Consider the following 18,450-nt stretch of genomic DNA (forward strand, 5'->3'; position numbering starts at 1 on the left):
CGCCAGCACCCCGATCCGCTACGGCAAGGGCGAGCTCATCACCCGGTTCGAGGCCGCCTCCGCCCGAAGGACGCACTACCGAGGCTCAACTACCTCGGCGACGTCCTGGAGCACACGCCGACGTCCGTGTGGGAGTAGCGGGCGAACTCCGCGCTCGCCGGCCACCGCGCACTCGTCGAGTGCGCGCAAGGCATCAGTTGTCAGTTCGCAGCCGGAGAAGCCGTGTCGTCGGCCTTGATGTCGAAGTTGATCTTGCTTCCGTCAACAGATGAAACCTTGACCGTCACGCCCAAAGTGCTGCCGTCGTTCGCTGTGAGCGTGCAACGGGTGGTGTTGCCGACCTTCCCGACGAGGCCGTCGGGACAGGTGACGTCCGGCTTCGGCTGGCCCGTTGTGGCGGCGAGCTTCTCGGAGACCGTGGTGGCCAACTTGTCCGCGGACAGTTTCGGATCGGAATTTCCCACACTGACCGAGCCCGAACAGCCGGTGAGCAGCGCGCTGACAGCTGCGGCCGAGAGGCTCCAAGTTATCGCGGACAACCGGGCTTTGGTCATGGTGGGACCCCCTCCGGGTGATCAAGACAGGAAGACGCCGAAAGCATACTTGGCGGGACCGCTCCGGCATGCCGCGGGAGCGGCGCCCTGACCCGGACCGGAGCAGTAAACATTTCAGTCCGAACGAGCAACCGCCGGTGCTCCATGAACTCTTCGCTCTACGTGCAAACGCCCCCCACCCGCGAGGGGTCAGATCGGGAAAACTGACTCTTGAAGTTGTCGAACTGCCCCTTGATCTCGATTTCATCGACTTTTGACGCGAGGGTGAAGGCTCAGCACTCTCCCGCCCGGGTCGCCGTTCCTACGCGACCCCCTGCATCCACGAGCGCTCCTGTATGCGCTGCCCACTCCTTCGTCAGGAACCCGGTCGGCGTCCCCGCCTCCTCGAAGTTCGCGACAACCTGATCGCGCGGATCGACGAAGCCCGACGCAGGGGCTGGCTCGGCGAAGTGGAGGGACTGCAGATCAACCTCGCCGGAGCCCGACAGAAACTTGCCCAACTCGACCAGATCGCCACCCGCAGCACCACCATCGAGCTCGGCATGCCCAGCAGGCCACAACCGTGATCCACATAGTTCAGAGAACAGAGGGTGGTGGACGGCGAACTGGTAGTCCGACTTCGGGGCGCGACAAGGTGGACAAGATCTACGATTCGATGGCCCCGTCGGAAGGGTTCCGTGTCACCAACCGGGAGAAATGGAGAACCTGCCGTTCGGCGGATTGGGGGCACTGGGCGACGCCATATCCATGGTCAGTACCGGATGCGCCAGCCCCAAGGCCGACCGCCTCACTGCATACGTCACCGTCGACGGACAGGCCGGCGGTAACGTCGCCGAACGCCGCAAGGACATCCAGGACTTCACCTTCGGCTTTGTGCCAAAGTTGAAAAGCTCTCCGCTGCACCGCCTGACACCCCCGCTCACGACCCGCTCTCCCGCGAGACGGCCGTGGGCAGGGGTCTCCCTCCCGCCTACATCCACGCACTCAGGTCGCCCAGTGCCCACAACCGCGACCTCGCCCAGTCCCACGGGTAGCAGCCCACCTGGCTCGTCCCACCGTCCGCACTCTCGGCCGCCTGTCATCCCTGGGGGCGATGCTTCGGAAGCCATCCGCAGCGCGGCGACGACGAGCTCGGCCGTGATGTCCCTGACCAACTTCTGACCGGGTCGCTCGGCGGTGAAGTCACGGTCGGCAGGTCCGGGATCCGTACTTCCCAGTATCAACCGTCCGGATCAGAGGGGAACTTCGCCCTGCCCTCTGCACTACGCGCCGACTACCTGGTCACCTTTGATCGATGCGAGCAGTGCGGACAGGCCGACCCTGCCGGCGATGAGTATCACGTTTGACTCGTCGCTCTCTCGCAGCCGGAACGTGCCATCAGGCGCGCCTGCGACATTGATGCAGTTCGCGCCCTCGGTGCTGTACGAGGACTTCTGCCAGTTGTACGCGGACATGAAATGGCCTCTCAGAGACTTCTGGCAATCTTATGGACAAAGTCCCGGCTTTGCGCGGGGCTGAGCGCGCAGCTCTCCATGCGGTCCAGGACAGATCTATAGCGCGCAAGCTGTGCCTCAGCATCAAGGAAGTCACAACCGTGATCGGAATCCAGCACAACGGTGTCCAACTGCGGCACCTGCCCGGCGACGTAGGTGATCGGCTGCCCAGCAGCGGGGAAATCCTGGCGCTCGAAGGGAATCACTCGGATCGTGACGTTGTCCTGCTCCATCATCGCGGCCATGTGAAGCAACTGCGCTCGAGTGACCTCAGGTCCACCGAACCGCATACGTAGTGCCGCTTCATGAACAATGGCGGTGTAGGGAAGTGTGACCTCCCGGAAGAGCACCGCTTGGCGCTTGACTCGGAAAGAAGCGCGATGTTCGATTTCATGGGGCCGCAACTGCGGAACGCTCTGCCTGAACATTGCTCGAGCGTGCTCCAGCGTCTGCACCAGTCCCGGCACGGAGACGACTACCCCCACACGCACCGAGGTCGCCCAGTGCTCACACTCCGCGACCTCGATCAGCCCCGCAGGCAGCAGCTCACGGTACTCGTCCCACCAGCCGCGCTCTCGGCCGCCCGTCATCTCTGTCATGGCATCCACTAGAGCGGCGTCATCGCATGAATAACTGTTCGCCATGGCACGCACTCGGTCAGCGCTCACTGCATAACGCCCAGCTTCGATCATGCTCATTCTCGCCTGCTGAACACCGACGCACGTCGCAGCCATCGTCGACGTGAGTCCGGCCCGCTCCCGCAGCTTGCGTAGTTCGGCTGCCAGGCGCCGCTGCCGCAGTGTCGGAGGCATCGCTCGCGCCACCCGAACCCACCTCCATTCGCGCAGGTATTCCATCCGTCACTCACACGACGGAATACCTAAACTCTCCCCATGAAAGGGATACATCTATCCCTACACAAGCTACGTTATCAATGCGGTTCAACTCCTCCCACTGACAGGAGACTTCGCATGGCTAACGTATCTCCACCTTCCTCCCCCACTGGTCTTCCTGACCGCTTCGCCGACGAGATCCGTGCCCTCGTCGAAGCCACCGCACCCCGCCTCTTCGCCGTGGTCGAGCAGTTCGAAACCGACAGCGGCGAGCCTGACGCCCGTGTCGCCGCGTGGGGCCTCGCACACGACGACGGGAGCGCGCAGGTCACCGCTGTGGACGGCGGGTTCCGGATGTCGCTGCGCACTCCCGATCGTGCGACCCAGCTGATTTCCCTGCGCCCGGGAAGTATCGGATACCTGGTATGGTCGGAACCAACTACCCTAAATACGCCCGCGAGTTGACAGAGATCAACTCTCTCGCCCCGTACCTGCTGGGCCTCCGAGACGGGGATGGTGCTGCTCCGGGGTCTGGTGACAGCGCCCCTGCCTCGTGGCAGGGGCGCTGCTCTGTGCTCGGCTTGGTGTTCGGGACACAGCTCAGGGTGGGCACCTCCCGTGCGTGCCCACCCTGACCTGTGTTCCGCCGAGTTCTACTCGAAGTTGGCCCTCGCCCGCTTGTCGCCGGCATGGTAAGCAGCAGCAGCTTCGCGCACCTTGCTGGAGATCTGGCTCAGAGCGGTGTGAATCCCCCTGGCGTCATCGTCCCAGCCGGCCTGAGCGGCGTCATAGGCACTCTTGGCTTCGCCCACCCAGAGCTCGGACACATTGGCGATCATCCGCTTGATGGACGCGAGGTCCTCTTCGAGCTGCTTGCTCTGCCGGTCAATGGCGCCGGCTGCGAGATCCAGGCTCGAGTAAGTGACAACCATCGTGCCGTCGTTGTTGTTCGGCATGCGGTCCTCCCGTGTTATCTAGGTTTGGTATGAAGGCCTCGTACGTGGTACAGGCGCGGCAGGTCAGAAGTAGTTGAGGTTCGAGGTCCTGGCCTCCGCGGTCGCGTCACCCGAGTAACCGTCGACGACGTCGATGCCCTGGAGGGCCTGCTTGATTTCGTCTTCGGTGTTGCCCGAAATGGTTCGGGCCGCCTTGATGGCCTCCTGGTACCTGACGAGCCGATGGGCGATGCTGATCATCCTCTGGTTGATGGCGTCCTGCTTCTTGTTGAAGGCGCCGGCACCGATGCCCTGCCAGGCGCCTTCCAGGCTGTCGATCGTCGCCTGTAGCGTCTTCAACTGGCCCTTCACGGAGTCGAACCGCGTGGAGAGCTCACCCTCCAGCTTGAGGAGAGCGGCATCTGAGAGCTTCTGATCGGCCATGGTTTCGGCTTCCTTCCTAGTGCTCTTATTCGGTCCGGCTTTACTCGCCGGTGGGTACGGGTGAAGAACGTACGGCCAGTCAGGCGGTGCGGCGCTTACGGACAAGCGCGAAGGCTCCGCCGCCGAGCACGATTACCGCTGCCGCTCCGCCGATGATCAGTCCGAGCGAACTGCCGTCGTCCTTCTCCTTGCTGGAGCCTGCCACGACGGCGTCGCCAGCCTTTTCTTTCTTCTCGGGCTGTGACGAAGCTGGTGCAGATGGGGCGGGGGAGGCCGAGGAGCCGGACGTCTTTTCCTTGGTGAGAGGGCTGATGTCCGGGGCGCCGGGGTTGCCCTTGCCCTTGAGGATGTTCATGGAGGGGCGGATCAGGCCGTGGCCGAGGTACTTACTGAGCGTGCCCTTTTCCCAGTCACGGCCAGCGGTGTCGAAGAGAACGTTGAGGACCTGGTTCGCAGTCCAGTCCGGGTGGGCGGACCACACCAAGGCTGCGGAGGCGGATGCGATGGCTGTGGCTGCGCTGGTGCCGCCATCGCCGTCGCAGTAGCTTCGAAATGTGGTGTCGCACCAGCGCGGAACGTCATTCCCAGGAGCAGCGATATCTACGATGTTCCCGTTCTGAGAGTACTCGGCCACCTTGCCCTCACGGTCAGCCGAGGAGACACCTACGACCTGCGGGTATGCGGCAGGATACTGCTCCCTGTTGCCCTCTTTTGCATCATTTCCGACAGCTGCGAAGAACAACTTCCCCTTACTCTGGGCGTACTTCACCGCTTCTCGCTCCTCCCGCCCCGGGAAGTCGCCACCAAATGACATGCTGATAATCCGTGCATCACTGTCCGCTGCGGCCCGGATGGCGTCTTCAGAGGCATGAGCGTTCACCGAATGCTCATTCTGGAACTCCGCATCAGTGATCCGCATCGGGATGATCTTTGCACCTGGGGCGAGGCCTTTCAGGCCCCCGCCCTCGCCCGTTCCGGCAATCAGCTCAGCCATGGTTGTGCCATGTCCGCGGTAGTCATCGTACTCATCGCCGTCGGCTCCTGTAGCGTCAAATCCCTTCAGAACCTGTCCCTTCAGGGACGGCGTCGATGGGTTGACGCCGGAGTCGATGACAGCAACCTTGATGCCTTCGCCCGTGGTGACCCTCCACATCTCCTCCGCCTGCATCGCGCTGAGGTACCACTGCTTCGATTGCACATCTGCAGCGAGCGCGGAAGGAGCAGCCCCTGCGAATCCCACACTCAAGGCAGCGGCCGCAGCCACCGTGCCGAGCAGGCGTCCTCGAAATCCGAGAGGCATGCGGCTCTTCCGGGTCTGGCGCATTCCTGCTGTCATCCTGACTTCCGAACCTTCCCTGTTACCTATTCGATCACCGGCGGTGCGACTCCACGCCGTCCGGCCTCCCACGTCTCTCTGTCTTCCGTCAGGTAGTCCGGACGCGGTGTGCCACCGTCCTGCTCCTCGTCGTCAGAGTCCCGTCGACCTGCGGGCCCACGTACGAGACCTGCGCCCCCAGCAGTGAAGCCCCTTATGCTGCCGGATCCGGCAGCACCTCCACGAGGCGCACCCACGACTCCATTCGAACTGGGAGTGCCTCGCCCACCAGGGCGGGGCGCGCTGCTCGTTCCTCCGGCCCCGATGACTCCCCGCTGCCCGGCACGTCCAGCAGAGCCGCCCGATTGTGCCGCTCCTCCGGCTCCGATGGCTGTGCCGCGCGGCATACCACGAGCCCCTCCGGACGTACCCGCGCCCGGAACGGCGCGCTGCGGGGTCCCACCTACGATGCCGCTTCCTCGACCGGCAAGCGGGCCGGAGGTTCCAGACCTACCCGCATGGCCTCCTGCCACGGGCCTGCCGCCAGTCACACCGGATCGACCGGCAACAGGGGACTGACCGCCCCCACGTCCGGATGTGCCTGAGGCCGAACCCCCGCCCATCGGAGCCGGACGCCCCACCGGGGCTCCGGTGCGACCATTCGCCGCAGGACCACTCCCAGTGGAACCGCCAGCTCTGGGCCCGCTGCCCCCGGGCTGCCCGACTGCCCTGGGTGCGCCTGTTGGTCCCTGAGGCCACCGCGAGCGAGTTGTCACGGGGTTCACAAAGCCATTCGCCATGGGCGGAGTCCCCCCTCCCCCCGGAGCGGTGGGACCCGTGGCCGAAGGGCTGGGAGATGTACCAGGTGCGGTCACGGGAGCCGGCGGCGTGGCCACACTGTTGATCTCCGTCGAGGTGCTCTTGTCCAGCGCAGGTGCAGTTCCGAGCGCCTCGATTGCAGCTTGACCACCAGTGCCCGTGGCGCCCGTGGTGGCTGCACTGCCCGTGGCAGCGCGCTGCGAGCTCTCTCGTGGCGCGCTGTTCCCCACCGCCTCAGAGCCTGCTGATGAGCTCCCGTAGTCGTGAGGCGATTCAAAGTGACCCTGCGGCCGCGGCATCGCAACATCAAGCTGCTTGTCAAACCGCGGCGGCTCCTGCGCCGCCAGTGTCTCCTCCGAAACCGCGTAGTACGACGCCAGTCGGTTCGCCTGGTTGATGGCCTCCTGGCGGTTCTTCTCGACCTTCACCGCCGCGACGTACTCCGGGTTGCCCTCGATCCGCTTCGGGGCCTCGATGTCCTCGACGGACTTGCGGTCCAGGCGGTTGTCGCGCGGCGGCAGGGAGTTGCGCACCGACGCGAGGCCCGTGCCCGCGACCGTGATCTGCGTCCCGGCCGCCTCTGCGAAATCGCCCAGCTTCAGGGCGTGGGCGACCAGGCCATTGCCCCAGTCACGGAAGGCAATTCCGGACTCGCCCTCCCAGTCGACAGCCTTGATGAAGTCGCCCAGCTCATCCGCGGCGACCTTGATGGCCGTCCTTGCCTTCCAGAGCGCATCACCCGCGTCTTCGAGGTGCTCCGGATTGGAGTTGTGGATCAGGTCGATCATCGTGTTGAGCTCGTGGCCCTCGAACGAAGTCCGTCCCGACGAGCCCGAACGTCCGAAGCCGAATGACTCTATGACGTTCTGGACCTGCCGGTTGACGTCAGTGACGATCAGCTGGGCCTGGACGCGTTGCTGGTCCTGCGCCTGCTGTTCCTTGGGGGTCAGTTCCGGCTTCTTCGGATCACTCATTCGGCTGCCCACCCCGAGTCGCTCTGGTTGTCGGCGTTCCGGTGCTCAGGCTTACCGGCCTTCTCCGCCTGCGCCTTCTCGTGCTCCTTGTCCAGGCGGACCTGGATCTCGTAGAACCGCCGCCGCACGTCGTCGTCCACGTTGTCGAAGCCGACGGCCGCCGCGTGCACGCCGAGGCTCAAGTACTCGATCTGGTCACCGAGAGACTTGGAGAGCGAGACGAGCGACTCGTGGACGCGGTTGTACTGCGTGTACAGCCCGTCTGCCTCCGCGAAGCACGCGTTCTGGCCACTCAGGGCAGCGCGTGACACCGTCTGCGCCGCAATCTTCGACTTACCGGCTGCCGAACCCTCGAGCTCCGCAAGCAGCGTGTTGACACGCCCCCTGAACGTCTCCAGCGCGCCTACACCACGCCGGAGGTCGCCCGAGCCTCCCCCGCCACCGCCTGGATCGGCCACGATCCTGCCCTCCCCGTTTCCCCGTTTGCTCAGACTGCCACTCGTTGCTATCGCACCCGCGTGAACAAGTCTGACCTCATTCCACAAACTCTATCCACTGGCTACGAGAGGACCAACCCTCTTATCCATCACGTAACTTCCGCAGGCCGTTCCCCGGTTGACGGTCTCGTCAGGCATGGCCGGCTCCTCCCAGGCGCCTGGACCGCCGTCGGGTGTCGCGCACGGCCACGGCGACACCCGCAATCGCGGCGACCAGCACTGCTCCGCCCACCACCACGTAGGTCGCCAGGCGTGCGTTGCGTTCGTCCGCCGTTTCGCCCAGGTGGAGTTCAGCCGGTGTCGGCGCTTCGCCCTTGCTCACACCTTCGTTCGCCACCGGGCGTTCGACGGGCTTGTCGTCCTCCGTCAGGGCACGCACCGGGTCGACGACGCCCCAGCCCACCAGACGGTCGTGGCCCGCGATCGAGCGTTCCGCCGTCTGCTGGATCTGAGCGACGATCTGTTTCTGCGTCCAGCCCTGGTGCTTGGCCTTGATGAGGGCGGCGACTCCTGCGACGTACGGGGCCGAGAAGCTGGTGCCGTTGTCGGCGCAGTGTCCGCCGCCGGGGACCGTCGAGATCATGTCCACGCCGGGTGCGGCCACGCCCACGAACTTGCCGGACTGGGAGAAGGCCGCCCGCTCGTTGTTGCGGTCCGACGCGGCCACGGCCAGGACACCGTCGTACGAGGCGGGGTAGGTCTCCTTGACGTTGCCGCCCAGCCCGTCGTTGCCGGCGGAGGCGACGATCACGATCTCCTTGGCCAGGGCGGCGTCCACCGCCTGTTGCAGAGAGTCCGTGGGCTTCACCGCGTTGGCCGTGTCCTGCGAGATGTTGATGACGTCCGCGTGGGCGACGTCGGCTGCGTAGCGGATGGAGGCGGCCAGCGATTTGGCCGTTCCGTGGCCCTCGGCGTCGTTCTGCTGGATCGGAATGATCGTCGCGTCCGGAGCCAGGCCGGTGAAGCCGGTGCCCTTCACCTCTCGCGCGGCGATGATTCCGGCGACCTTGGTGCCGTGACCGACCGTGTCGGTGGTGCCGTTCTCCTTGCCGCGCTCGATCTTGTTGCCGTTCTCGTCCTTGAGGTTCTTCTCCAGGAAATTGCGGCCGCTCCTGGTATCCACGGCCGCCTTGAGCTGAGGGTTCTTGACGTCCACGCCCGTGTCGATGACGGCCACCCGTACCCCCTTGCCGGTGGACTGCTTCCACAGCTCGTCCATCAGGACGCGCTGCAACGCCCAGGGGCGGCCCGCGTACTTCTTCGAGCCGAAGGTGCACTGGGTGGAGTCGTCCGCTGCGGCGGGCAGTACGGGCAGCGTGACGAAGAGGACGGCGGTGGCGGCTGCGGCTGTCAGCGGGCGCCGGTACGGAGAGGGGTGCGTCGTCATGTGGATGCGCTCCTCAGGAACCCTGCGGCTGGCGGGCCGCGCCAGTCGACAGGCGTGGTCCCGTGGGCAGGAACGAGGACCAGGCGGCCGGGACGGGCGCGGGCACGACGTCCTTGTATCCGAGCCGGTTCTGCGCTTGTTGCGCCTCCTGCTGCCGCTGCGCCCTCTCCTCCTTCGTGCCTGATTCGCCGATGCCGGAGTCGTCCCGCACGCTGTCGCCGTTGGACTGCATGGCATAGCGCAGACCGGTGTCGGTGACCAGGAAGAGGGGGCCGGAGTCGGCGCTGGACCCCTTGAACTGCCGGAAGAGCTGTCCGGATCCGGGGGTGACATAGGCGCTGCTGGAGCCGGTGGGGAGCGTCGCGGGGAAGCTCGTGCCCGCCCACGTGCTGAGCGTGCTGGCCCCGTTCTTCGTGGCGACACCGCGCAGGACGTTGCACACGGTGTTACGGCTGCCGGCCGCGTCGCTCGCGGAGTTGACGGGCTTCGGCTCGCTCGTGGGCCAGTCCATGTCCTGCCCGAAGGCCTCACCGGGCTCGAACGCACCGGCGCTGACATGCCTCTCCTTGCCGTCCTGGCCAAGGTTGACCAGGGCCCGGCTGCTGAGCAGGAGCTTCGCGACGAAGTCCGATACGGGGGCGACCCGGCCGGGCAGGACCACGTACTGCTGGGTCCTGGTACCGGATGTCGCCGCGAGGACCATGCCCACCTTGTTCGCCTCGGGCGGCAGCTTCCCCGGGATGCCCGCGTCGGCGCCGGGGGTTTGGGGGACGGTCGGGAAGTCGACCGCGTCTCCGGTGTGCAGGGTGTCCAGCCACGCGGCGGAGACCCGCTGGGGGGCACGGCCGTCGCCGAGCAGAGCACGCAGCAGCAGTTCGTCCTTCTTCACCTTGTACGCCTTGCCCGCGGCGTCCACGATGTAGCGGGTTCTGTCCGGTCCCGGTCCCTCGACGTACATCAGCTCACCGCCGTGCAGCCGGCCCGCGCCCTCGGTCTTCTTCTGCTCGCGCTCCGCGAAGACGAACGCCGCCTTCAGGATGGCCCTGCCACCCTCGCCGGGCCGCTCGCAGACGGCCCACCGCTTCTTCGAGCCGGCTTCGTCCTTGTCCGGCAGCCGGTCGGGGGCGTACGGGATGCCGAGCGTGGCGCCGTGCGGGATCTTGCCGTTGTCGAGGACCGATTCGTCGACGTTGATGACCTTGCCCTTGTCCGGGTCAAGGAGGAGCTTGGCGGAGGACATGTTCAGCACCGGGTGGAGCTGCGTCTTGCCATCGGTCTTCAACACCACATAGCGCGTGGTGGATTTGCTGGCGATGATGACGTTCTCGTAGGGGGTGTCCCATTTCTGCGGTGCTACGGGTTTGAACATCCCCCAGGCTCCGAACCCCGCGAGGATGACGACGCCGACGATCGCGCTGGGCACCACCGCGCGCAGGGGGCGCGGTGCGCCCTCCTCCGAGCCGGTCGGGTTGGGTTGCAGGAACTGTGCGATCAACCTCCGCTTCGCGAAGGTGTAGGCGTTGAGTTCGTCCCGCCGTGATGCCATCTGTCCGCTGCCCCTTTTCCCCAGTGGGCAACCAGGTTCCCACACACGCCATGGGCCACTGTCGTCGACTGGGCCCCCTACTATGCCTGTTGGCGCTTGACCGTCACTGCTCAGGTAGGGTGATCGCCCGGTCAACACCCGTGAAAAAACGGTACATACGGATACGAGGGGGCAACGCGGCGATGGGTGCAGCGACGCGCGAGCGCACGGGGCGGGCTACCCATCGAACGTCCGGCCCTTCCCGACGGCAACGTGGCAACGACCCGGCCGGCGCAGCTCCCGACCCGTCGGCGAACGCCCCTGCGGCGACGACTCTGCGGTCGATCTCGCGGACCGGTCGCCTCGGTCCCGTGCTGCGGCAGATGGTGCTCGTCGAGGCGGCCCTGGCGGTCGCCGCGGTGGGTGCCGCGCTCGGCGGTCCCTGGCTGGTGCCCGCAGCCGCGGTCGCCTGCCTGCTGGTGCTTCTCGCGGTGGTACGTCGCCGGGGCCGTGCCGTACAGGACTGGCTGTCGACGGCGCTCTCCCTCCGCGACCGCAGGCGAACGGCCGTGGCGTCCGCAGTGGATGCGGAGCCACAGCTGGCGCCGGTGGCGGAAAGTGTGCCGGGCTTCGCTCCGTACATCTATATCGACCGGGACCGCCGCACGGTGGGCATGGTCGGGGACGGCACGTTCCTGACCGCTGTCGTCCGGGTCGAGGCCAGCGGTGAATCGCTCCGCCAGGCGCGCGGTGCGCGGGCGCTCCCGCTGTCCCTCCTGGGCGATGCCCTCTCGGTGGACGACATCGTGCTGGAGTCCGCGCAGCTCGTGCAGCAGGTACGCCCCGCTCCGGCGCAGCATCTGCCGCAGCAGTCGGCGGCCCGACTCTCCTACGCCCCCCTTCAGGAGCAGACCGGGGCGCCCGCGCTGCGGATGACCTGGGTGGCTGTGAAGCTGGATCCGGAACTGTGCCGGGAGGCGGTCGAGGCGCGCGGAGGCGGAATCGGCGGAGCTCAGCGCTGTCTGGTTCGGGTCGCGGACCATGTGGCGAGCCGGATCACCGGCGCCGGATTCCGGGCCGTGGTACTGGACCAGGAGGAGCTGCACTCCGCCGTGGCAACATCCGCGTGCGCCAACCCCATCCTGTCGGCCCGCGCCGGACGCCCGGATGTCGCGCCGCAGCGGCGAACGATGGAGACGACGAGGGTCTGGCGGTGCGACGACCGTTGGCACACCGCCTATGCGGTGGACCGCTGGCCCGAGTTGGGCCGGGGGGCGACTCCTCTCCCGCGCCTCGTCTCGCTGTTGACCTCGGTCCCCGCGTATGCGACGACCTTCAGCCTGACGTTGCGACGCGGTTCGCGCCAGGGCGACGTCTCCGTGTCCGGTCACGTACGGATCACGGGCGGGTCCGATACCGAACTGGTCGGGGTACGAAGGACATTGGAGCAAGCCGCACGGCACGCCAAGGTCGGCCTGGTGCGGCTGGACCGCGAGCAGTTGCCGGGCGTACTGGCGACGCTCCCGCTGGGAGGCGCACAGTGACGAATCGCACCGATCCGAGGCGGGGGCTGCGCGGTCCTCGCCACGCGGGGCACACTCTGGCCGCGGAGCACCTGGGCGCACTGTCGTTGCCGGTCGGGGACGACGGAGTGATCATCGGTACCGATGCCGAGGGGCGCCCGCAGATGATCGGGTTCCACCGCCCGGCACCGTACGACGTCCTGTTGATCGGCGGCCTGTGGACCGCGCAGGTGCTGGCGCTGCGTGCGGCGGCTACGGGCGCACGGGTAGCGGTCGAGACCGGCCGCACCCAGGCGTGGACCACTCTGGCGCAAGCCGCGGGTGCCGGTCTTGAGTGCGTCTCCCTCCATGACGTGGGCCGGGTTCCGCCGACCGGAGCGACCGTGGGCAGCCCGGTGGTGGTGGTGCGGGACTGCGGTATGCGCCCGCCCCGTGGCCGGGTGGTGTCCTCGCCCTGGCAGTCGGTGTTGACGCTGCTGCCCTATCTGAGCCCCGTGGCGCCCCGGTTGATGCGGGCGTCGACGCTCGTGGGTATCCAGCGGGTCTCGCCCGCCGAGGCGGACCAGATCGGCCGGATCCTGGGGCTCGCTCGGACCGAGATCGAAGCCCTGCCCACCCTGGCGGACGGTGTCACGCTCTGGGTGGCGGGCCGCGAGCGCCACTGGGTGATGACCAGTGCGACGGAGGTCGAGACCGGCCTGCTGGGCACTGCTCGCCGGATGGACTGAATACTGTTCCGTTCGCAACCCCGGACCTGCCGCTTCCAGGGAGGATGGCCGGGGAACGACACGGTTCGATCGAAGGGACGCCGACATGGGCACCCAGCAGGAAAAGGAAGAGCTCTACGCTCTCGACATCTCGGATGTGGAGTGGCTGAGCGCACCGGGGACCGAGAACGTCGAGGAACGCGTCGAGATCGCGCATCTGCCGGACGGTGCAGTCGCCATGCGCTCGTCGCTGGACCCGGAGACCGTGTTGCGGTACACGGAGGCCGAGTGGCGCGCCTTCGTACTGGGCGCACGGGACGGTGAGTTCGACCTCACGTAGGCAATGGCCAGGTGAAAGGGTGGCTGTCCGAACATGGCGGCCACCCTTTCACCATGCCTGGATAAGTATCGAATTGACCGCTTCGGTCTGTGTGCTCCGCCGCACTCGGGGCACTTGAGGGCTGTGCGTGACCTACTGGACAGTTCCTGCCGTGCGGTACGGCCTGCCGCAGTGAGCCCGATGGCGATTAGGGTGGGTCGGGGGCAGCAGAAGAACCTGCGGGCAGGCGATGCGCGTCCCAAGGGGGAGAGCCGGGCGGATCGGACAACGGGAACGGTCGCCCCCGCCCACCACGGCACAAGGGTGCTCGACCACACCAGGAGGCAAAGTGAACGGCGATCGGGACGAGATCCGCGGGGGCTGGAACAAGCCCGTCGACGAGTCGTCCGACGCGGAGCCCGCCGAGATGACGGGTGAGTTCACCATCGACTACACCCCGCCCGCCTGGTACACGCAGAACGCGCCGGGGGATTCGTCGGGCGGTGCCGGATCGCACCTGGCGCCGCCTCCGCCGCCCAGCGGGCCGCCGGTGTCCGTGCCCGCGCCGCCGGCCGGGGGCGGTTTCGACCCCAACTGGGCTCCGGCGCCGCCTGCTCCCGCGCCGGTTCACTCCGCGGCGGGTGACTCCGCTCCTTCGCCTGCCCCTACTCCTGCGGAGGGAGCGGGATCGGTGACTTCCGACGGGATGACGGACCCGTTCGGGGGCGGTGACGTGGAGAGCGGCGCGACCATGCGGTTCTCGCCCGCCGCGCTGAAGCGGGAGATCGCGGAGCGCGAGGAGGCGGCGAAGAGCGCGGACGGGGACGGCTCGGCTGCGGACCCGGGTTCCGCGGAAAACGGTGCCGGGGTAGGTGCTGGTGCCGATCGTACGGACGAGGGCGAGGCTCCCGGTTCCGGCTCCGGTTCCGGCTCCGTTTCCGCGCAGGCAGCGGATGCGCCCGCCGATGAGCCCGACGGCGCTGCCGCCGCGGAGTCCGGTGCCGACGCCGCGACGCCCGCCGATCGCCCGGACAGCGACATGACGAGCGGTGCTTCGGACGAGCCTGAGGGTGCCGCCGCGCCCTCGGCCGCCGTCGCGGACGCGGTGCCCCAGGACGCACCGTCCCCCGACGCACCGCAGGACGCCCCGGCGCCCGCCGCGCCGACCGCCTGGACCCCGGCGCCGCCGCAGGGCGCTCTGCCACCGCTGCCGCCCACCTTCCAGCCCGCCGCACCGCAGCCCACCGCGCCCCAGGCGGCGCCGCAGTGGCCCGCTCGGGCTCCGGCCGGCCACGGGCCCGGTGGCTACGGATTCCCGCAGGCCGGAGCGGTCCAGCCGCCGCAGGTACCCCACCAGCCTCAGGGCGGTTACGGCTTCCCGCAGCCGCCTCAGGTGCCCCAGCAGCTCCACGCGCCCCAGCAGCTCCACGCCCCACAGTCGCCGCAGCAGCCGCAAGCGCCTCAGCCGCCGCAGTGGCCCGCTCAGCAGGGCGCGCCCCTCCCGCCGCAGGTCCCCCAGGTGCCTCAGCAGCCTGTCCAGGGCACGCCCCATCTGCCCGCGCAGGTCGCCCCGCAGCAGCCCGTGCCCCAGCAGCCCGCCCACCCCCAGCAGCCGCAGCAACAGCAACCACAACCCCACGGACAGCCCGTCGACCCGCGCACCGGGGCCGCCTGGCCGACCCCGGTCACCCACGACCAGCGCGAGCGTTCGGTGCCCGGCGCCCCGCTCGGGTACACGGCAGCGGTGGAGCTCTCCTCCGACCGGCTCGTCCGGGGCAAGCAGAAGGCGAAGAGCAGCCGTACACCGTCCGGCGCGGCCCGCTTCAAGCTCGGCGGCAAGAAGGAGGAGGCCGAGCGGCAGCGCAAGCTCGAACTGATCCGTACGCCCGTGCTGTCCTGCTACCGGATCGCGGTCATCAGCCTCAAGGGCGGTGTCGGCAAGACCACGACGACCACCGCCCTCGGCTCGACCCTGGCCACCGAGCGGCAGGACAAGATCCTCGCCATCGACGCCAACCCGGACGCGGGCACGCTCGGCCGCCGGGTGCGCCGGGAGACCGGGGCCACCATCCGTGACCTGGTCCAGGCGATCCCGTACCTCAACTCGTACATGGACATCCGCCGCTTCACCTCGCAGGCGCCCTCCGGTCTGGAGATCATCGCCAACGACGTGGACCCGGCGGTCTCCACGACGTTCAACGACGAGGACTACCGACGCGCCATCGATGTGCTGGGCAGGCAGTACCCGATCATCCTCACCGACTCGGGCACCGGTCTGCTCTACAGCGCGATGCGCGGAGTGCTGGACCTCGCCGACCAGTTGATCATCATCTCCACGCCGTCGGTCGACGGTGCGTCCAGTGCGTCCACCACGCTGGACTGGCTCTCGGCGCACGGGTACGCGGAACTCGTGCAGCGTTCCCTCACCGTCATCTCGGGCGTCCGCGAGACCGGCAAGATGATCAAGGTCGATGACATCGTGCAGCACTTCGAGACGCGCTGCCGCGGCGTGGTCGTCGTACCGTTCGACGAGCATCTGGCGGCCGGCGCGGAGGTCGACCTCGACATGATGCGCCCCAAGACCCGCGAGGCGTACTTCCACCTCTCCGCGTTGGTGGCCGAGGACTTCGCGCGCGCTCAGCAGCAGCAGGGGCTCTGGACGTCGCACGGCTCCAATCCGCCCCCGCAGTACGCCCCGCCGCTGCCCGGCCAGCAGTACGCCCCGCAGCAGCCGTACCCGCCGCAACAACAGCCTTACGGCGGTCAGCAGCCCCCGCAGCCGTACCCCCCGCAGCCCGGCCCCGGAGTGCAACAGCACGGCTGGCAGCAGTCGTTGCCCTCCCAGGCCCAGTCCTCGGCGAGCCCGTCCGGTCCGCCGCCGCCTCACCAGCAGCAGCCCGGCCTGCCTGGTCAGCCGGTCCCGCCCGAACTGCAGGGCCCCGTACCGCCCGTAGGCTGGCAGCAGCAGCCGCCGCCAGCGCCTCAGCAGTAAGGCAACAGAGGTCTGAACCAATGAGGGCCCGCATCGTCTCCACGGTGCGGGCCCTCCGCGCATTCCCGCAGACCACACGCCGTTTCGATGACCGTTGACGCGGCTCGACCACCGCTGATAAACCTTCGCTTCACCAGCTGGCGAACCACAGATCAACCCGCCTTCTCCGTGCGAGTCATGACGCGAGGTCCCTGACCATGGTCGAAAGAGTTCCACCACTGACTGCCCAGCCACGCTCACGTCTGCGTGTCCTGCTGGCCTCCGGCGCCGCCGCTCTGGCACTGACCGCCGGTTCCGTCGTCGGCGTGCCCCTCGGTGCAGCGCCGCAGCAGGCGCAGGCCGCCGACAGCGGCACGTCGACGCTGACCGTCGCCGTCGCACAGAGCGTCGACTCCCTGAGCCCGTTCCTGGCCCAGAAGCTGATGAGCACGAGCATCAGCCGGCTCATGTACGACTTCCTGACGAACTACGACCCCAAGGACAACCACGCGGTCCCCGCCCTCGCCACCAAGTGGGAGCCGTCCGCGGACAAGTTGACCTGGACGTACACCATCCGGTCCAACTCCAAGTGGTCGGACGGCCGGCAGGCCACCGCCGAGGACGCGGCGTGGACGTTCAACAAGATGATGACCGACGAGGGCGCCGCGCAGGCCAACGGCAACTTCGTCGCGAACTTCAAGAAGGTGACGGCTCCGAGCCCGACGCAGCTGGTCATCGAGCTCAAGGAGCCGCAGGCCACCATGGCCGCGCTCGACGTGCCGATAGTCCCGAAGCACGTCTGGGAGAAGGTCGGTGACTTCTCCAAGTTCAACAACGACACGAAGTTCCCGATCGTCGGCAACGGGCCGTTCATCCTGACGGACTACAAGGTCGACCAGTACGTGAAACTCAAGGCCAACAAGAGCTTCTGGCGCGGTGCGCCGAAGTTCGACGAGCTGGTCTTCAAGACGTACAAGGACCAGGACGCCGCGGTCGCCGCGCTGCGCAAGGGCGAGGTCTCCTTCGTCGCCGGCTCCCCCGCGCTGACGCCCGCCCAGGCCGCGTCCCTCAAGGGCGAGAAGAACGTCAAGGTCAACGAGGGCCCCGGCCGCCGCTTCTTCGCGCTGGCCACCAACCCGGGCGCTCAGACCAAGGACGGCAAGAAGTTCGGCGACGGCAACCAGGCCCTTCTCGACCAGAAGGTGCGCCAGGCCCTCTTCCTGTCCATCGACCGCAAGACCATCATCGACAAGGTCTTCCAGGGCCACGCCGTCGAGGGGCAGGGATACATCCCGCCGCGCTTCTCCACGTACTTCTGGCAGCCCTCCGCCGACCAGAGCCTCGCCTACGACCCGGCCAAGGCGGCCAAGCTCCTCGACGAGGCGGGCTACGCGCTCAAGGGCGACCAGCGCGTCGGCAAGGACGGCAAGCCGCTCGACCTGCGCATCCTGTGCCACGCCACGGACCCGAACGACAAGGCCATAGGGAAGTACCTCAAGGAGTGGTGGGGCAAGCTCGGCATCGGGCTCAAGGTCGACTGTCTCGACGACGTCTCGGTGCCGTGGTACGCCGGTGAGTACGACCTCGCCTTCGACGGCTGGTCGGTCAACCCGGACCCGGACTTCATCCTCGGCATCCACACCTGTGACGCCCTGCCGGCGAAGGCCAAGGAGAGCGCCACCACCGACAACTTCATCTGCGACAAGACGTACGACGAGCTCTACAAGAAGCAACTCGCCGAGTACGACCCGGCCAAGCGCGCGGACATCGTCAAGCAGATGCAGTCGTGGATGTACGACTCGGGGTACATGAACATCATCGCGTATCCGAACGCGGTCGAGGCCTACCGCACCGACCAGATCAAGTCGATCAAGACCATGCCCGAGGCGGCGGGCAACATCTACGGCCAGGACGGGTACTGGAGCTGGTGGTCGGCCGTTCCGGCGGGCAGCAGCAGTTCGGACAGCTCCGGCGGGTCCGGCTCCACCGGAGTCGTCGTAGGCATCATCGTGGTGGTCGTGGTACTCGCCGGTGGCGGGCTGTTCATCGCGAAGCGCCGTCGTACCACCGCGGATGACCGCGAGTAATCACACGGAAGGGTTGAGAGGGGCCGGCCGGGGCGGCGCGCAGCCGCCCCGCCGGTTCCCTCTAAGT

At 67.5% G+C, this 18,450-nt stretch carries 17 protein-coding genes; 8 read left to right on the plus strand and 9 right to left on the minus strand.

The genetic code is table 11. The features are described 5' to 3' along the window. Positions 1–200: 200 nt before the first annotated feature. Positions 201–554 carry a DUF4333 domain-containing protein gene (locus ACFVV1_RS37415; protein WP_389999093.1) on the minus strand — a complete coding sequence of 118 codons (354 nt, stop codon included), beginning with the start codon at positions 552–554 and terminating at the stop codon, positions 201–203. A 335-nt stretch (positions 555–889) separates the two neighbouring features. Here ACFVV1_RS37415 and ACFVV1_RS37420 point away from each other — a divergent pair, with 335 nt between their 5' ends. Further along, positions 890–1,120 carry a hypothetical protein gene (locus ACFVV1_RS37420; protein WP_389999095.1) on the plus strand — a complete coding sequence of 77 codons (231 nt, stop codon included), beginning with the start codon at positions 890–892 and terminating at the stop codon, positions 1,118–1,120. 696 nt (positions 1,121–1,816) lie between these two features. Here the strand turns inward: ACFVV1_RS37420 and ACFVV1_RS37425 are convergent. Further along, positions 1,817–2,008, minus strand: coding sequence for a DUF397 domain-containing protein (locus tag ACFVV1_RS37425; protein WP_389999098.1), 192 nt, complete (start codon positions 2,006–2,008; stop codon positions 1,817–1,819). Positions 2,009–2,019: 11 nt separating this feature from the next. Further along, a complete protein-coding gene (locus ACFVV1_RS37430) occupies positions 2,020–2,904 on the minus strand; it encodes a helix-turn-helix domain-containing protein (protein ID WP_389999101.1) in 885 nt (294 codons plus the stop codon). Between the two features lie 114 nt (positions 2,905–3,018). Between ACFVV1_RS37430 and ACFVV1_RS37435 the strand changes: the two genes are divergently transcribed. Continuing rightward, positions 3,019–3,345 carry a hypothetical protein gene (locus tag ACFVV1_RS37435; protein ID WP_389999104.1) on the plus strand — a complete coding sequence of 109 codons (327 nt, stop codon included), beginning with the start codon at positions 3,019–3,021 and terminating at the stop codon, positions 3,343–3,345. A 188-nt stretch (positions 3,346–3,533) separates the two neighbouring features. Here ACFVV1_RS37435 and ACFVV1_RS37440 read toward each other — a convergent pair whose 3' ends face one another. From ACFVV1_RS37440 to ACFVV1_RS37450, 3 genes are all read right to left on the minus strand, one after another. Further along, on the minus strand, positions 3,534–3,836 hold the full coding sequence (locus ACFVV1_RS37440; RefSeq protein ID WP_389999107.1) for a WXG100 family type VII secretion target: 303 nt from the start codon (positions 3,834–3,836) through the stop codon (positions 3,534–3,536). 63 nt (positions 3,837–3,899) lie between these two features. Further along, positions 3,900–4,259, minus strand: a complete 360-nt coding sequence (locus ACFVV1_RS37445; protein WP_389999110.1) for a WXG100 family type VII secretion target — start codon at positions 4,257–4,259, stop codon at positions 3,900–3,902. Between the two features lie 79 nt (positions 4,260–4,338). Then, positions 4,339–5,595 (minus strand): S8 family serine peptidase, encoded by a 1,257-nt coding sequence (locus ACFVV1_RS37450; protein WP_389999113.1) that lies wholly within the window; start codon positions 5,593–5,595, stop codon positions 4,339–4,341. Positions 5,596–6,671: 1,076 nt separating this feature from the next. On the opposite strand from ACFVV1_RS37450, the gene ACFVV1_RS37455 reads away from it, so the two are divergent. Then, the gene (locus ACFVV1_RS37455; protein WP_389999116.1) at positions 6,672–7,247 is read left to right on the plus strand and encodes a hypothetical protein; all 576 of its coding nucleotides are present in this window, start codon (positions 6,672–6,674) and stop codon (positions 7,245–7,247) included. A 116-nt stretch (positions 7,248–7,363) separates the two neighbouring features. On the opposite strand, the gene ACFVV1_RS37460 is transcribed toward ACFVV1_RS37455, so the two are convergent. The 3 genes from ACFVV1_RS37460 to eccB all read right to left on the minus strand — a co-directional run bounded on the left by ACFVV1_RS37460 (position 7,364) and on the right by eccB (position 10,797). After that, on the minus strand, positions 7,364–7,825 hold the full coding sequence (locus ACFVV1_RS37460; protein ID WP_389999118.1) for a hypothetical protein: 462 nt from the start codon (positions 7,823–7,825) through the stop codon (positions 7,364–7,366). A gap of 169 nt (positions 7,826–7,994) precedes the next feature. After that, positions 7,995–9,251 (minus strand): type VII secretion-associated serine protease mycosin, encoded by a 1,257-nt coding sequence (gene mycP, locus ACFVV1_RS37465; RefSeq protein WP_389999121.1) that lies wholly within the window; start codon positions 9,249–9,251, stop codon positions 7,995–7,997. A 13-nt stretch (positions 9,252–9,264) separates the two neighbouring features. Beyond that, a complete protein-coding gene (gene eccB, locus ACFVV1_RS37470; RefSeq protein WP_389999124.1) occupies positions 9,265–10,797 on the minus strand; it encodes a type VII secretion protein EccB in 1,533 nt (510 codons plus the stop codon). Between the two features lie 182 nt (positions 10,798–10,979). On the opposite strand from eccB, the gene eccE reads away from it, so the two are divergent. The 5 genes from eccE to ACFVV1_RS37495 all read left to right on the plus strand — a co-directional run bounded on the left by eccE (position 10,980) and on the right by ACFVV1_RS37495 (position 18,383). Beyond that, positions 10,980–12,320: a type VII secretion protein EccE gene (gene eccE / locus ACFVV1_RS37475; RefSeq protein WP_389999127.1), complete on the plus strand. Its 1,341-nt coding sequence runs from the start codon at positions 10,980–10,982 to the stop codon at positions 12,318–12,320. Then, complete coding sequence (locus tag ACFVV1_RS37480; protein WP_389999130.1) at positions 12,317–13,027, plus strand: hypothetical protein; 711 nt, start codon at positions 12,317–12,319, stop codon at positions 13,025–13,027. Before eccE ends, ACFVV1_RS37480 begins: the two co-directional genes overlap by 4 nt. Before the next feature lie 85 nt (positions 13,028–13,112). Continuing rightward, positions 13,113–13,346, plus strand: coding sequence for a DUF397 domain-containing protein (locus ACFVV1_RS37485; RefSeq protein WP_389999132.1), 234 nt, complete (start codon positions 13,113–13,115; stop codon positions 13,344–13,346). 328 nt (positions 13,347–13,674) lie between these two features. After that, on the plus strand, positions 13,675–16,317 hold the full coding sequence (locus tag ACFVV1_RS37490) for an SCO5717 family growth-regulating ATPase (RefSeq protein WP_389999135.1): 2,643 nt from the start codon (positions 13,675–13,677) through the stop codon (positions 16,315–16,317). 197 nt (positions 16,318–16,514) lie between these two features. After that, positions 16,515–18,383: an ABC transporter substrate-binding protein gene (locus ACFVV1_RS37495; protein ID WP_389999138.1), complete on the plus strand. Its 1,869-nt coding sequence runs from the start codon at positions 16,515–16,517 to the stop codon at positions 18,381–18,383. Positions 18,384–18,450: the final 67 nt, after the last annotated feature.

Origin of the sequence: Streptomyces sp. NPDC058092 (assembly GCF_042884935.1) — a bacterium.
Classification (GTDB): domain Bacteria; phylum Actinomycetota; class Actinomycetes; order Streptomycetales; family Streptomycetaceae; genus Streptomyces.